The organism is Calyptranema fuscum S582, from assembly GCF_055793305.1.
Genome location: NZ_JBSLYH010000021.1, coordinates 16,290 through 30,982, shown reverse-complemented (window position 1 = coordinate 30,982; position 14,693 = coordinate 16,290). Strand labels below are relative to the sequence as shown.

14 protein-coding genes are annotated in these 14,693 nt (G+C 47.0%); 9 read left to right on the top strand and 5 right to left on the bottom strand.

What is annotated here, in order from left to right; translation table 11 throughout:
• Positions 1–444: 444 nt before the first annotated feature.
• The 4 genes from ACR6Z4_RS15555 to ACR6Z4_RS15540 form a co-directional block, all read right to left on the bottom strand.
• Positions 445–1,179: a phycocyanobilin:ferredoxin oxidoreductase gene (locus ACR6Z4_RS15555; RefSeq protein ID WP_479718210.1), complete on the bottom strand. Its 735-nt coding sequence runs from the start codon at positions 1,177–1,179 to the stop codon at positions 445–447.
• 181 nt (positions 1,180–1,360) lie between these two features.
• Positions 1,361–3,337 carry a response regulator gene (locus tag ACR6Z4_RS15550; RefSeq protein ID WP_479718209.1) on the bottom strand — a complete coding sequence of 659 codons (1,977 nt, stop codon included), beginning with the start codon at positions 3,335–3,337 and terminating at the stop codon, positions 1,361–1,363.
• A 7-nt stretch (positions 3,338–3,344) separates the two neighbouring features.
• Entirely contained in the window at positions 3,345–3,719 is a 375-nt protein-coding gene (locus ACR6Z4_RS15545; protein ID WP_479718208.1) for a response regulator, read from the bottom strand.
• A complete protein-coding gene (locus tag ACR6Z4_RS15540; RefSeq protein WP_479718207.1) occupies positions 3,712–5,601 on the bottom strand; it encodes an ATP-binding protein in 1,890 nt (629 codons plus the stop codon). Before ACR6Z4_RS15540 ends, ACR6Z4_RS15545 begins: the two co-directional genes overlap by 8 nt.
• 588 nt (positions 5,602–6,189) lie before the next feature.
• On the opposite strand from ACR6Z4_RS15540, the gene ACR6Z4_RS15535 reads away from it, so the two are divergent.
• The 9 genes from ACR6Z4_RS15535 (at position 6,190) to ACR6Z4_RS15495 (ending at position 13,305) form a co-directional block, all read left to right on the top strand.
• A complete protein-coding gene (locus tag ACR6Z4_RS15535) occupies positions 6,190–6,699 on the top strand; it encodes a VOC family protein (protein WP_479718206.1) in 510 nt (169 codons plus the stop codon).
• A 72-nt stretch (positions 6,700–6,771) separates the two neighbouring features.
• Positions 6,772–7,263 carry a DUF2656 domain-containing protein gene (locus tag ACR6Z4_RS15530; protein ID WP_479718205.1) on the top strand — a complete coding sequence of 164 codons (492 nt, stop codon included), beginning with the start codon at positions 6,772–6,774 and terminating at the stop codon, positions 7,261–7,263.
• Between the two features lie 86 nt (positions 7,264–7,349).
• Complete coding sequence (locus tag ACR6Z4_RS15525; RefSeq protein ID WP_479718204.1) at positions 7,350–8,054, top strand: ankyrin repeat domain-containing protein; 705 nt, start codon at positions 7,350–7,352, stop codon at positions 8,052–8,054.
• Positions 8,055–8,595: 541 nt separating this feature from the next.
• Entirely contained in the window at positions 8,596–9,456 is an 861-nt protein-coding gene (locus tag ACR6Z4_RS15520) for a phycobilisome rod-core linker polypeptide (RefSeq protein ID WP_479718203.1), read from the top strand.
• Positions 9,457–9,592: 136 nt separating this feature from the next.
• Positions 9,593–10,339 (top strand): phycobilisome rod-core linker polypeptide, encoded by a 747-nt coding sequence (locus tag ACR6Z4_RS15515; RefSeq protein ID WP_479718202.1) that lies wholly within the window; start codon positions 9,593–9,595, stop codon positions 10,337–10,339.
• A gap of 245 nt (positions 10,340–10,584) precedes the next feature.
• On the top strand, positions 10,585–11,343 hold the full coding sequence (locus tag ACR6Z4_RS15510) for a phycobilisome rod-core linker polypeptide (protein WP_479718201.1): 759 nt from the start codon (positions 10,585–10,587) through the stop codon (positions 11,341–11,343).
• A 326-nt stretch (positions 11,344–11,669) separates the two neighbouring features.
• Entirely contained in the window at positions 11,670–12,209 is a 540-nt protein-coding gene (locus ACR6Z4_RS15505) for a phycobiliprotein lyase (protein WP_479718200.1), read from the top strand.
• A gap of 129 nt (positions 12,210–12,338) precedes the next feature.
• Positions 12,339–12,962, top strand: a complete 624-nt coding sequence (locus ACR6Z4_RS15500) for a CpcT/CpeT family chromophore lyase (protein ID WP_479718199.1) — start codon at positions 12,339–12,341, stop codon at positions 12,960–12,962.
• Complete coding sequence (locus tag ACR6Z4_RS15495) at positions 12,940–13,305, top strand: CpeR family transcriptional regulator (protein ID WP_479718198.1); 366 nt, start codon at positions 12,940–12,942, stop codon at positions 13,303–13,305. The genes ACR6Z4_RS15500 and ACR6Z4_RS15495 overlap by 23 nt, the downstream gene beginning before the upstream one ends.
• Positions 13,306–13,695: 390 nt before the next feature.
• On the opposite strand, the gene ACR6Z4_RS15490 is transcribed toward ACR6Z4_RS15495, so the two are convergent.
• Positions 13,696–14,451 carry a phycobilisome rod-core linker polypeptide gene (locus tag ACR6Z4_RS15490; RefSeq protein ID WP_479718197.1) on the bottom strand — a complete coding sequence of 252 codons (756 nt, stop codon included), beginning with the start codon at positions 14,449–14,451 and terminating at the stop codon, positions 13,696–13,698.
• Between the last annotated feature and the right edge of the window lie 242 nt (positions 14,452–14,693).

Here is a 14,693-nt window from a genome sequence, read left to right as displayed (position 1 = left end):
GGATTGCATCCTGCATCAGGTTGACCCATCTCCCTAACTTGCAAACGATTTGTGAACGCTAGCGTTCAGCGTAAAGATCCTGGATCGCGGAAGAATTTTCTGTAGATGCGACCTTACAAAATTCAGGATGATCTTATATGTAACTGTTCTTAAGGTTATATCGCAACCCTAATCGTTTGAAGAACCCAAAACAAAAATCTCTTCTTTGGGGATATATGGTTCTACGCAATCCAGTTAAGACATCGGGGGAGTGGGAGCGGTGCCCCCACGCAGGGGTTCCACCCCTGCACCCCGTCCTAACCCCAATGCGTACCGCCATAGCGCAAAAAAAATCTCTGGTTAGGCATTAAGGAGCACAAATTAAAAAAATCCGAACGTTTACTCTTGGAAGCGTGGCGATGCCACGCTTCCAAGAGTAAACGTTCGGGGTTTATGTCACTGGTATTAGGCTGTTACAACGTCAAAGAGCATCGTGCTCATATAGCGTTCAGTCCACTCTGTGCCAAACGATTTTTCCAGGACACGCCGGGTTTTATCGTTTTGTTGTTGTTTTGTGCAGTAGTTTTGTTGTCCTGCCAGGATTCTGGTGATATTAAAGTGGGAGTCTAAGGGGATTTCAGTGCTGGCAATCTGGCAATGAACGGTCAGGAAGGCTCTGACTCGATCGAGAAATTGCTCTTCTTCTTGAGCACCCATCGGGCGCACAAACAGACAATAATCTGAAAAAATATCGCCCCATTCAGGCAGCTCGCGAGGTTGAGAAAACTGAAGTTTGGGTAAACCCGATAAAGCTTGTTGGTAACGGTAAGGGAGTGTGCGATCGCTACTAATAGGAGACAGATCGGCGATCGCAGCACTGATGCTGCTCCGGAGACTGCCCACCAGATCGGTGCCAAAAATGGGGAGTTCATACTCCGGGTTAGGAAACATGACACAGTGAAGAATATCTAAACCATTGCCAACCTGAGCCAATTCCAGATGCAATTTACGGAATTGTGGGGTTTGATAACAATGATTTTCAATCGTGATCCGCTCCCCTTCCAGGTTGCCCTCGATGTAGCCCAAATCCTCTGGTATTGAATAGGGAGACAGCTCCAGATATTGCTGCCACACTTGCTCAATGCAATCCGCTAATCGACGAATTAGGGAATGCTGATGACTTCTTAAAGACACTTGCATAAACGTTGACTAATTTTTGGTTTAAATTATGAGATTAATTGAGTAGCATTTCCAACGTGTTGTTAATTTTTTGCAACAACTATAGCAATCCTATTTGATTCGTGAAAATGATCAGGTGTGAAAGCGCCCGCCCTTCGGGCGGGCGCTTTCACACCTGATTTAGGATCGCTATATATAGCATTCAACTTGCCCAGGCTCGAACGCGCTGTAAGCGACTGAGAATGCGATTTGCTAGCTCGCCTCCCATCATCGGCTTACACAGATAGTCATCTGCACCCACCCTAAACGCTTGCTGCTGGCTAGTAGAGTCGGTCAGCACACTTAGAAATAATACAGGTAACCGTTGCCAATGAGGGTCACAGCGGAGAATCTGACACAAATCAAAGCCGTTAATTTCCGGCATATTTACATCCAAAATCAGAACATCAGGGTTAACAGCTTGCAATACAATCCAAAATTGTTGCGGATCATCCAGGGTCGTCACTTTAAATCCCCACGGTTTTAACAGCTTTGGTAGAGTACTTAACCAGGTGTGATCGTCATCGACGATCATGACTTTTGTGGGTAATTTCGATCGCTGTAATACATTGACAGTCGTCGCAATCACCTGTTCGGGCGGGGTCGAGATCTGCAAGAAGAGTGTGCCACCATGCCGCGCTATTTCCAGACGATCGCGCAACTCAATGCGATCGCCCATGACCACAATGGGTAGGTGAGGATATCTTTGAGTACAGATCTGCAAGTATTGCAAAAGCGTATGACACTGATCTGTAGACGGCTCCCTGCCACTGCCTGCGGCGGAGTCTAGCGGCAAGCGTAGCAAAATGACATCCGGCGATTGCCCTACCACATCGCTCCCGATCGCCGTCGTCAAAGACGGGTTTAAATCTAGCGGCGATACAATCTCAAGTTTGATGCTATGGCTGGTGGCGATCGCTTGCAGGGAACGATTGAACTCATCATCCGCACTCACCAGCAGGAATAAGGGTGAGTATCCATCTGGAATTTGAGATAACTGGATCTGGGTCGTATCCTGAATTTCTTGCTGTAATGCTATCGCCAGGCGATTCATAAGCGGTGCCTGAGTCGAGTGCAACGGGTCTCGGCTATACAGCCAATATTCTAATTGACGTGCCAAATAAACTGCCTTATGCAACCCAAAGATACTCAGTGTTCCTGCCAGTTTATGGGCTATTTGCTTGGCTAAGGCCTGGGCTTGGGGAGTCAGTTGATCGGCTTCCAAGTCTTGAATGACCTGAAACAACGTTGCTACCTGGTCGAGGCTGTTGGGTTTCGTCGTGCTCCAGACCTCGTTGAGAAATGCCAGATATTGATGTTGAGCATCGGATGAATCAGGGTTACGAGGCGATTGATCACCCGACGCGTTTGCTCCGTCTGGTTTGGACTCAATTTCAGATGTCAAACCAGAGGTATCCTGGAGCGATCGCGAGCGTTGAGAGGTAGCTTGGGGGGCTGTGTCGGACGTTAGGGCTTTCAGATAATAGCCTCGTCCATGAAGGGTGGCAATAAAATCTTGAGGCACGCCAATGCTCACCAATTTTTGACGCACTCGTCGGATATGGGAACGCAACGTTGCCTCCGACGGAAATCGTTCTGACGACCACAGGTGATCCAGCAACTCATTGGTGCTGAACACATGCTGACTATCGCGCATCATTAGCTCTAGCAACTCATATTCCTTCGTCGTTAAGGCAAGAGATTGTCCCTTGTGGCTCACCTCACAGCTACTGGGATTGAGACTTACATTCCCCCAGGTCAGCAGCGGAAACGGATTCGGACTGCTCCGCCGCCGCAATGCCCGAATTCGAGCCACCAGTTCTGCCGGATCAAACGGTTTCACTACATAATCATCAGCACCCGCATCTAACCCTTGTACCTTCGACGTATACGTATCTTGCGACGTGAGTAGCAAAATCGGGGTGACGTAGCCCTCGGCACGAAATCGTTTGCATAAGCTAATGCCATCCAGCTTGGGCAAAAGAATATCCATGACGATCAAGTCATATTCAAAGGTAGAGCCATACGTCCACCCCATCTCCCCATCTTTGACGCTGTCAACAATATAATGATGCGCTTTCAGCGTTCTGGTCAGCACTTTAATAAAAGCGTCATCATCTTCAACCAGCAAAATTTTCATTGAGTCGCTACCAATGGAGAATGCGGGCAATTTGTTCAGGTAAATTCAGAGAATTGAAGGGTTTGGTAATCACCCCACTCACCCCCAAATCATTAAATTGACGCTTTTCCGCTGTTTGCGCCTTAGCCGTTAAAAGAATTACGGGAATTTGTGCGGTTTCACTGTGGGACTGGAGCGCCTTAAAGGTAGCGATGCCATCCATATCGGGCATCATCACATCCAATAAAATCACATCGGGTTTCTCCACCTGTGCAGTTTGAATCCCTTGCGCTCCCGACCCAGCCGTCAACACGTCCCAACCTGCTGCCATCTTGATGCCAAACTGAACCACGGTTTGGATGGTTTCTTCGTCATCAATAATTAAGATCCGTTTGCTAAGCATCAATTCCTCCTCTATTTAGGCTTGGGTGAATTAGAGCAGGTAATGTAAAGGCAAAGGTACTTCCACAACCCGGAGCACTTTCAGCCCAAATCTTGCCGTTATGTTGCTCGATAATTTTTCGACAAATTGCCAACCCTAAGCCAGTGCCTCCTTTTTTACGAGAATCTGAAGAATCGACTTGTTGAAATCGCTCAAAAATGCGTTCTAGTTGATCGGCTGGAATGCCTTGCCCTTCGTCACGAACGCGAAAGACGACTTCAGGAGGTAAGTTTTGAGTTTTGAGTTTTGTTGCTGTAGCGTCTGCGCTGGAACCATTTTGAGTGTTGCGTTCTTCCGGTTCATTGGGCGCAACCATTAACCAGACCGTTTTTCCTGGAGAAGAAAATTTGATGGCATTACTGAGGAGATTGGTCAGGGTTTGCAGAATGTAATCGGCATCTGCCCAGATCGGGATGTCTTCGGGTTGGGTCACGAGGGTGATTCCGTGTTGCTGTGCCATTGCCTGCATTGCTTCTGCTGCCTGGGTCATTAAGTTAGCGGCATTACACGCTTGCCGTTCCATAATGACTTTGCCCGACTCAATCCGCTGTAAATCAAGGACGTTGTTGACCAATCGCACAAGCCGTTCTGTACTTTCGTCAGCGATCGCCAGCATTTGTTGCCCTTCCGTTGACAGGTTGCCCAACCGCCCCGTCGCCAAAATTTTCAGGGCACTGTGCAACGACGTCAGCGGCGTTCGCAGTTCGTGACTAATGACAGAGATAAACTCATCCTTCATCCGTTCGATAGCTTTGCGATCGCTAATATCACTGGTCAACGAGAAAAACCCTTTCACAGTTTCATGACCATCCCGGTGGGGAATATACGTCACATCGACCGATCGGGCATTGCCATCCTTCAGCACAATATCGTTTTCATACGTAACCACCTGACCCGACAGCGCCGCCTCCACCTGAGTCTGCATCCGCTCGTAGCAATCCTGACCCCAAACATGCTGGAGGTGCTGCCCGTTAATATGGACAGGAGATTGCCCCAACCAATCTTCGTACGCCTGGTTGTTAAATCGATATTGCTGCTGATCATCCACATAAGCAATTAACACTGGCAGTGCATTGGTGATCAGACGCAATTGTTCTTCACTTTGCCGCAGAGCCGCTTCTGCCTGCATTCGCACATTGACTTCCTGCTGCAAATTGCGGTTGGCTTCTTTCAATTCTGCTGTGCGGGCTTCTACGGCTTCTTCTAGATATTCCAGCAGCTGTGCCTGAGACAAGGCAATGCTGATTTGGTCTGCCAGCTGTTGCATCAGCTCCAGTTCAAATTCGACCCACTGCCGTGGACCCTGACATTGATGGGCAATTAATAGCCCCCAGAGATAACTTTGTATTGGAGTGTTGATTTGAGAACGAACATTCAGCGTTTGCACAATTGGCACAATTAGTTTTGCTCTGATGCCAAATTGCTCAACAAATTTAACTAAACAGTCGGCTAAACCTGCCGCTGGATCATACACATCAGCGATCGCCCTTACTCTGCCCTGCGCATAAAGCTGCTGATAATCCTCTGGAAACACTTCTACAGGAAACTCTAAATCTATTAATGCCGGATACTGGGGTAATACGGCTTCACTGACGGTCTTGCCTGTACGATCGGGTAAGACGTGGTAAATCAACACGCGATCGGCTTGCAAAATGCGTTGCACTTCTGTAACAGTGGCATGCAAGATTTCTTTGAGTTGGAGTGACTGCCGAATCTTAAGTGTGACTTCGGAAAATAGCTCAACTCGCTGCTGCTGCTGACGTAACTCTGCCCGCATTGAGCCCTGCCGCTGAGAACTTTTCTTGCCAGATTTTGAGGGTTTCCGGGAAGATCGCTTAGACACTGAACCTTATCCATTGCCACAGTACATTCTCAATTGTTTACGAAATAGATTAAAAACTTCAAATTTTACAACCTAAATGTTGTAAAACTTATAAACTACGGCATCCCGATCCCATGGAACGCTCCCCCCTCTAAGAACTCTCGCAACATTAAATCCATCACTGTTTTGGGAGAGTGCGGCTCCGCCGCACTCTCCCAAAACAATTATTTAAGTCACAGTGCCTCCACGTTGTGATGGAAATATGCATGTCATACTTGTGGGTTGTCTGGGTGACACTCGCTCAACCCACAAGCATGATGTTTTTTCTCAGGACGACCCAATCAATTGGTGACGCTGCTGATTTTGGGTATGAATTTGAACGTGAAACCAAAGGTTTCACGTTCAAATTCATACCACTATTAAGCAATGCCTCAATTTGTGACGCTGCTGATTGACGTCATGAAATCTGGTGTGAGTGCCGCGCTCTGTGCGGCACTCACACCAGATTTCATAGCTGAATTAAGCAAGACCCAACTTGTGAATACGAATTCAAAGCAGTTAGTACATCCCAAAAACATCTACAATGTTTTATCAAATATTGAACGATGAATGACCGTTAACTCTGAACTCAAAACTTCTGCGGCAGTCAAAACAGGACTCCATCTAAAGCGCCCCTGTTTACTTGTGACTGATTTACAGCAATCTCTGGTGATTTATCAAGATATTTTGGGCTTCAAGCTTGTCCATGTGGGTGAAGCATCGGCAGATTCTTATCTTTACACCGTATTCAAAATTCCCAAGCATGGGGTCTTGACCTTCGCGGCGTTAGATACTGACCGTGAACCACGTGCGATCGCACTAACTGAAGTCAAAAACGTTGATTTACCACCTCCGCAGCCTCCATACCGCATTGCAATCGTGATTCAAGTCGGCGATTTAGCAACAGTGATGCAACAAATTCAGGCTCTTCGTCTGGAGATATTGCCACCCAATACTTTTACAGTTCCTCCCAATCTAATGTTTACGGAGCAAGGCTTTTACGATTTTGATGGGCACCTTATTCTTCTCTATGAAACAACATTGCAAGCAGATCATGCAGATGTAGACATGAAAGAGTAAACCGGAAGAAGTAAACAGGAATGATAATCTAGAGGATGCAACACATCCTTATACCATCATCCTTAAATACTTGTGAATAAAGAAATTCAGGGTCGGATGCTGCTCTCCCATAACTTTGATGTTTCATCCGACATCATACCGGCGCTGAACCGTGAGGAATTTGCAGCCGTCTTTGAAGCAGGCTTGAAGCAATATCCACACCTCCAATGCCGACCCGTAAATCATCCCCATTGGATGGTTGAAATCCAGTTTCCAACCCATCAATTTTCATCATCGCAAGTTGGCGGTCTATGTGCTGCTGCCCTGGCAGAAAAGCGGCGATCGCAACATTTAGATGCGACTAATTTTCCAGATATTTTGGTGCTGGGTGGCATTAAAACGACCCCCGCAACCAGCGACTCCCCAGATGCTCTGCAACCCGGAGATTGGGGGGTTGATGTCGTGGAAACTCGATCTGGGGATACCTTTTTACAAGCGATCGCCTGGGAAGCAACCATCGCTCAAAAACCTCCTGACAGCATCTTTAAGGTGGAATTAAAGCCGGATGCAATGAACTCGATATAAAGTGAAAAATTCGTCAGAACCCAGAACAAGCGACCTGTTCTCTCATCCTTTCATTACCATCTAGCTCTCTACCCCATCATTCCACTATGCCTTCCCTCAACGACGATTTAATCCGAGTAATCGTTCAAGGCGATAGTGTTGCGGTGGCTGATTTGTTAGCGCAAGGTGCGGATGCCAATACCACGGGCGGTGTCACGGCTGTTGGTGCAAGTAATACAGCATTGATGTGGGCAGCCGCCGAAGGCTACCTGGAGATTGTCGAGCAACTCTTGGCGCACGGTGCCGCCGTGAATGCCCAAAATTCTGCTGGCTACACCGCATTACTATTTGCCGCCGAGGGCGATCGCCGATCGATCATATCTACTTTGCTAGATCATGGTGCTGACATTCACCACCGCAACGCTTACGACGAAACGGTTTTAATGATAATGGCACGACATGGGCAGACCGATCTTGTGCAACGGCTGGTGACTCTGGGGGCAGCGGTTAACGCCACCAACCGAATTGGAGATACTGCCTTGTACTTAGCAGTCGATCGAGGACACTCTTACACGGTTAAGGCATTGCTCGACTTGGGAGTTGAAGTTAATATCGCCAATCTGGGCGGTTGGACTGCCCTCATGATGGCGGCGGCGCAAGGCAACCTGGAAAACATGACTCTGCTGCTAGAACACAACGCCGATTTTCGTCCGACCAATCGCTGGGGTGCCACTGCCTTAAGCGAAGCGCGCAAGTCCTTTCGGTCAGAACAGGCAACTGCCTTATTAATCCGGGCAGGAGCAACCGAGTAAAAGACCAATGACGCGAAAACCAGAAATAGAGTGGTAATCCAGTTCTTTCGCTCCATCGCGTTTTCACTCAACCTTATAGCAGTGTGCAAGGTCGTTCAGTACAGAAACGGTGTTGTGGAGCGCGGAGCGCCCCACAACACCGGACTTAACCCAAGCGGGTACCCCTATGGTGATGCCAAATCCGGGTGTGAATTTGCCCGTAGAACCGTGGTTCTACGGGCAAATTCACACCCGGATTCGGCAAGATCCCGCCAAAATCATTTGTGCAAAAAGAGTGCCAATTAAGTCAACTTAATAAATCTTGACATTTATGGGTGCGCACTCATAAGAAGATTAATCATAACAAAGCGTATCCAGCGGCAGGAAAGCCTACACGCTTGGAAAATCATTCTCTTCTGGTTTCTAGAGAGCTGATAGTTTGCCCTGTTATCAGCGAGTTGATCCAGGTGTCTGATTTGCCTGAGTGCCAGATCTAAGGTTTCTTTACGTCTTGAAACAATTTTCTTAAATAAACTGTGTCGTTAACTAGGAGATACCAGTAATGACTTTTGGACCAGCTTCACGCTTAGGAGTGAGCCTGTTTGATGAAACCCCTCCTGTTGAATGGGTGCCGGGTCGCTCACAGGAAGAAGTTGAAACGATTATTCAAGCGGTTTATCGTCAAGTGTTAGGCAATGCCTATGTGATGGAAAGCGAGCGGCTTACCGTGCCGGAATCCCAGTTTAAGCGAGGTGAACTGAGCGTCCGTGAATTCGTTCGCAGTGTGGCAAAGTCTGAGCTTTACCGCTCTCGATTCTTCACCAGTTGTGCTCGGTATCGGGCAATCGAACTCAACTTTCGGCATTTGCTGGGTCGCCCACCGCTGGATCTAGAAGAAATGCGGATGCACAGCACCATTCTGGATACCGAAGGGTTTGAAGCTGAAATTGATTCCTATCTTGATAGCGATGAGTACCAAACGGTCTTTGGCGAAAACCTTGTGCCTTACATCCGAGGCTATAAGAGCGAAGCGTGTCAGAGCATGGTGCAATTCACTCATACCTTCCAACTAGTGCGTGGAGCATCTAGCAGCAGTCTCAAAGGTAGTCTGTCTGGTAAGAGTCCTAAGCTGAATGCTCTTGTGATTCAAAACACTCCAACTCCCGTAATTTCGCCTGCCAGCAGCGGTGCTGCCTTCTCTTCACCTGCCAGCACTCCTCGAACACGCCTGGGTGTGGGTGCCACTTCGGATGGTAAAGTCTATCGAATTGAAGTCACAGGCTACCGCTCTAAGGTTGTCAATCGGGTTTCCAAATTTCGCCGCAGCAACCAGGTATTTCTGGTGCCCTACGATAAACTTTCCCAGGAATATCAGCGGATTCACCAACAGGGCGGCGTGATTGCCAGCATCACAGTTGTTTAGACCCTCCCCTTAGGGGCATTCGATGGAACGTCCCTAAGGTGAAAAGCATTTTTTTGAAGTATGACCCAAATCTACTTCTGTCAGACAACTTTTTAATTTGGAAACTCGCTTTATATCTTTAGGAGATAGGGTTCTAATGGCATCCTCTACAAATCTGGAACTATGGCCTACTAGCAGCTTAGAAGAAATCCAGATCATCATTCGGGCAGTGTATAAGCAAGTGTTGGGCAACCCTCATGTGATGGACAGTGAGCGCTTGGTGACCGCAGAGTCCCAATTGTGCGATCGCTCCATTTCTGTGCGGGAGTTTGTTCGGGCAGTAGCAAAGTCTGATTTTTATCGGTCTCGCTACTTTGAGTCCTGTGCTCCCTACCGTTTTGTGGAACTCAACTTCTTACACTTATTGGGACGGGCACCGCAAGACCAAAAAGAAGTATCCGAACATATTGTGCGGACAGTGGCTGAAGGCTACGATGCAGAAATCGACTCCTATATTGACAGCATTGAATACCAAACCGCATTCGGTGAAAATGTTGTGCCTTACACTCGTGGAAATGCAAGCGAAGCAAATCCCAAGCAAGTAGGCTACAACCGAATTTTTGCCCTTGACCGTGGTCCAGCACAAATTAGCAGTGCCGTGCAATCATCTCAATTGGTTTATGCCGTTGCGACCAATAGCGCTACTGCGGTGAAACCCTCGTCCGCAACAGTCATAGGTTCTGGGACTGAGAAGCGGTTCAAGATTGTCGTGACAGGCTCGAAATTTGACAGCCCTCGTCGAATCAGTGGCACGGAGTATATTGTTCCCGCCAGCAAGATGACTCCACAAATTCAGCGGATTAATCGTACCTCTGGCAAGATCGTCAGCATTACCGAGCTTTAATGCTTTCCCCCGTGTTGCAAACACTAATTTTTGTGCACAAACAACACGGGGACTAGAGGCATAGCCCCCACGCAGGGGTTCCACCCCTGCACCCCGTTGTCAAACTTTTAATTGTGTCTACTAGTAGGGTGAGTGTAACCCACCCTACTGCAAAGCACGATTGTTATTAAGTGACAGCAGCATAGTCGGGTGAGCAGTGGCTACACTGACCCCTGAACACAACACTTACTAAAGAGACTTTAAATATGGCACTTTGGATTGAATCAGAATCGATTGAACTGCGACCCAACGCAACTGAAGATGATCTACAAGCTGTGATTCGAGCAGCTTATCGGCAAGTTTTAGGTAATGTGCATGTCATGGATAATCAGCGGCTCATTAGCGCTGAATCCCTGTTACGCAATGGCGACATTACCGTTAAGGGGTTTGTTCGTGCCGTAGCGCAATCCGATCTATACCGCTCTCTGTTTTTTGAAACATCTTCGCCTTACCGTTTTGTTGAATTAAATTTCAAGCATTTGCTGGGTCGTGCCCCACAAGATCAAGCAGAAATTTCGGAACATGTACAGATTTATAACAGCCAAGGCTATGAAGCCGAGATTGATTCCTACATCATCAGCGATGAATACAATCAGAGTTTTGGTGAAAATGCTGTCCCTGCTCCACGAGGAAATCACACCCAAACCGGCATCAAAAACGTAGGATTCAACCGTACCTTTGCGCTGATGCGGGGATTTGCAGCTAATGATGTAGGGAAAGCGGCAAAGTTAATCAGTGACATTGGTAATAATTTGCCCACTAAGATCGTAGCTCCAGTGGGTGCCTCCGGTGCTTCCAATAGTCGAGACAAGCGTTTCCGTGTATCAGTGTCCAAAGCCAACTACGGAGCCCGTGTTACCCAGAGCGCTATTACCTTTGAAGTCGGATATAACCAGCTCTCCCAGAAAATTCAAAACATCCATAAGACAGGTGGCAAGATTCTCAGCATTACTGAAGTAGCTTAGGGAAGTGTGCACGGGTGATTGAGCCACGAGTCAAATGAAGCACGATGACTACTAGTGGGTCGTTTGCTTTGCGTGCTGCCATTTTTGCCCTCACCCTAAATCCCTCTCCCCAGGGGAGAGGGACTTTCAATCCAGCTCCCTTTCTCCTGTGGGGAGAAGAGGTTGGGAGATGAGGGTTAATCCCGATATTCCTGCACTCCGCTGCAAACTTTTTGATTGAGTCTACCGGATAATTGCACCTTGTTGGTTTGTATCAGCAAGAGACTCACGTTCAAGCACCACTGAAAGCCCCCAGAAAAACAATCACAACGGAAACCAAAACGTTGATGGATATTACTGAGTTTGTAGCGAATTCAATTGGGCATTGGCGATCGCAGCGTAGTGCTCATCATTTGGCATTTGGTCATTTTGAAGCAGTTCAGTCTGAGATCGATATCATTTCGCTTTCAGTCGATGACCCAGCCGTGATTGAACTTTGTAAAACGTATAGCGTTGACCCCCAAACGGCTGTTTCACCTTTCCGGATGAGTTGGGAAGGACAATCAGACTGGGAAGATAGTGAGATTGTCAAAGGAACGTGTGTCTTAGTACCTCTTCCTGATTTAACCCAACCCAAGCGTGGCAAGCTGCTACGGGATCAAGGCTATGCCGAAGAAATTGCAGCGATCGGCGACTACCATCTCACAGAAGATGGCACTTTTGTTTTAGTAACAGCGTATGATCGTGCCGCTGCCGAAGAAAAAATCTGGTTTGTTAATCCTAATGTTCGCTGTCGTGTCTCTCTGATTAAAACCAGTGCTGGCACGGGAGTGGTCACGGCTTCCTTTGCTTCAGAAATCCGTAAAGAAATTAAAAGCACATCTTAATCAGGGAATCAATGTGAAATCAAAGGTTTCACATTCACATTCATCCTTAGAATCAGCAACACCCAATCGAATATTTGAGCCGAGTAATATCTCAATTTTTAATTCTCCACTTTCATTGTTTTTATGCTCATGTCATCGACTCCACCGCATTCGTCTCAAGTAACATCCAATGATTTGATTACCCTGGCTCGTTGGATGGCAGGAGACTTTAGCAATGCTAAACAAGCGCTTGAAAATTCTAGAGATTACGCTCATATCCATGTGTTTTTTCGTCCCTTAGCCTTTGAGTTTTTCTCTGGTATTGGTCTCTATTCTGAGCAGGTTTATGACTATGATTTGTGGAGTCCTTACCGCCAAGGAGTGCATCGCCTGATTGAACAAGGCGATCGCATTTATATCGAAAACTATGGTTTAAAGAATCCGATGCTGTATGCGGGATCGGCGCGTGATTTAACTATTCTCCGAACTATTACTCCTGATTGTATTGAACGTCGCTACCACTGTTCGATGATCTTTAAGCGAGAAGGCGATCGCTTTCAAGGCAGTGTTGAACCTGGTCAGCGTTGCTTGATTGAAAAACAGGGTTGCCAGACGTATCTAGATAGCTACGTTGAAATCACCGAAAACACCTGGGTAAGCCTTGATAAAGGCTTAGACATCAACACACACCAGCAAGTTTGGGGTTCTACCTTCGGTCCCTTGCGGTTTGAAAAACGGGAGAGTTTTGCCCATGAAGTCCCAACTATTGTCTGATAGTTCACTGCCCTGTTTAAAATCCGTTGAGACTAAAATGCTGCCTCCAGAAGCGCAGAAGAAAATGCAGTGCTGGATTCGCAGCCGTCATTTAATTTGTTCAGGCAATTTCTTTGTGTTTGAAACTGTAGACTATAGTGCAGTTGACCGTTTTTGTGAGAGTGTTTCAGCACTGGGAGGAACCGTTATTGCAGTCGATCCAGTAGATAAAATCTGGATGGGCGATCACCGACAAGTCGTTTTATATCGTGCCCGAGCCAGTTTGCATACACCTTGTCATGCGTTGAAGCAGTACTGGTTCAAATATGGTAGTTTTCGCTCTCGATTTGATACCCAAGACTAGTACATCAACTTAAAAGTTTTAGAGGGGTGGAGGGGGGTAAACCCCCCTCTTGGGGGCGCAGCCCCCAAACCCCCATGTTGCAAAATTTCGTGTTTGCAACACTAGAAGTGTTGCTGTTTATATAACACTTCGCGTCTGGATAAATTACGCTTATTGTGTGAGAGCCGCACGGCGCGCGGCTCTCACACAATAACTTGTACTTCACACTATCGAAAATGTCATTTATAGGTCTATGCAATCCAGTTAGGATATCAGGGGGTTGGGGCGGTACCCCCACGCAGGGGTGAAACCTCTGCACCCCGTCCTAACCCTAATGCGTACCGCTATCAATAAAAAAGAGTGTGCTCACTCTCAATCAGAGATAATGCACACTCTTTTTTATTGCCAATTTTACTTACGACGATAAGGAACTGATTTTTCAATATCGATATTGAGCGCAGAGATTCGCTGCGGTGAATTACCCTGTGGGTTGATACTCCGAGCCATATCAAGAAACTGTGATGGGCTACCCACTTTAGGCTGCTTGTCTTGAGAAGCGTAACGACGAACAGTCATCTGCCAGATGGCTTGTGGGAAGCCAAACTTACCCCGATAGTATTCGTCGTAACGAGGAGATGTGATGTTGAAAGGTCGTTCACCTTCTGATCGACCAGGCAAAACACGACTACGCTGATAAGGAAGCGTATCGTAGCCAAATGTTTCCAGGTACTCTTCACTGTTGAGGAGATCGTCTACAAACCCCACAATGCCTTTGGTCGCGACGATGATCGACCGAGCAATCTTTTCTTGCGGACCATAAACATCGCGTCCCAACACTCTCTGAACAGTTTGTTCAACAAAGCGGTAATTGCTGTTGAGGTCATAGAAACTACGCTTGTACGTATTGGAAAGCAGCAATCCACGCACAAAATCACGAACCGTGATTTGTCTGCTACGAAGTTGGGACTCCAAAAACCGCTCACGATCGGCAGCAAAGGCATGAAAAAAAATCTGACGATAGGCTGCTTCAATCAGAGTATCCACGTCTGAAGGGGAAAGCCGATTTTCCATGGAGTAGATTCTAGGCTGCTCGTCTCCAGGTACTTCATAACTTGACACCCGCTGGTTTTGACTAGCAGGAGAATATTCTAAAAGAGGAATTGCCACGCCTGTAAATCTCCCTTTCCTTAATGGAATCTTACAAAAGTTACTCACAATCATAGGAGGATGGGTGCAGCATTAGTTTGCTCTTGCCTAAGAAAATTACATAACTTAATTTGGTTTCTGACACAGCTAAAATACTTTAATTTGATCTTTATTCTTTACTTCATCGTCTCGCCGAAATGCTAGCAGAGCTTGAAGTTTAGACAGCTTTAGTCAAACCTCCAATTAAACATTTAACCCTCGAC

What these genes read in the sequence shown, in the direction of transcription:
- ACR6Z4_RS15550 (WP_479718209.1), bottom strand. Translation starts at nt 3,337, where the DNA reads ATGAAAATTTTGCTGGTTGAAGATGATGACGCTTTTATTAAAGTGCTG.
- ACR6Z4_RS15525 (WP_479718204.1), top strand. Translation starts at nt 7,350, where the DNA reads ATGCCTTCCCTCAACGACGATTTAATCCGAGTAATCGTTCAAGGCGAT.
- ACR6Z4_RS15510 (WP_479718201.1), top strand. Translation starts at nt 10,585, where the DNA reads ATGGCACTTTGGATTGAATCAGAATCGATTGAACTGCGACCCAACGCA.
- ACR6Z4_RS15505 (WP_479718200.1), top strand. Translation starts at nt 11,670, where the DNA reads ATGGATATTACTGAGTTTGTAGCGAATTCAATTGGGCATTGGCGATCG.
- ACR6Z4_RS15555 (WP_479718210.1), bottom strand. Translation starts at nt 1,179, where the DNA reads ATGCAAGTGTCTTTAAGAAGTCATCAGCATTCCCTAATTCGTCGATTA.
- ACR6Z4_RS15535 (WP_479718206.1), top strand. Translation starts at nt 6,190, where the DNA reads ATGACCGTTAACTCTGAACTCAAAACTTCTGCGGCAGTCAAAACAGGA.
- ACR6Z4_RS15515 (WP_479718202.1), top strand. Translation starts at nt 9,593, where the DNA reads ATGGCATCCTCTACAAATCTGGAACTATGGCCTACTAGCAGCTTAGAA.
- ACR6Z4_RS15545 (WP_479718208.1), bottom strand. Translation starts at nt 3,719, where the DNA reads ATGCTTAGCAAACGGATCTTAATTATTGATGACGAAGAAACCATCCAA.
- ACR6Z4_RS15520 (WP_479718203.1), top strand. Translation starts at nt 8,596, where the DNA reads ATGACTTTTGGACCAGCTTCACGCTTAGGAGTGAGCCTGTTTGATGAA.
- ACR6Z4_RS15495 (WP_479718198.1), top strand. Translation starts at nt 12,940, where the DNA reads ATGAAGTCCCAACTATTGTCTGATAGTTCACTGCCCTGTTTAAAATCC.
- ACR6Z4_RS15500 (WP_479718199.1), top strand. Translation starts at nt 12,339, where the DNA reads ATGTCATCGACTCCACCGCATTCGTCTCAAGTAACATCCAATGATTTG.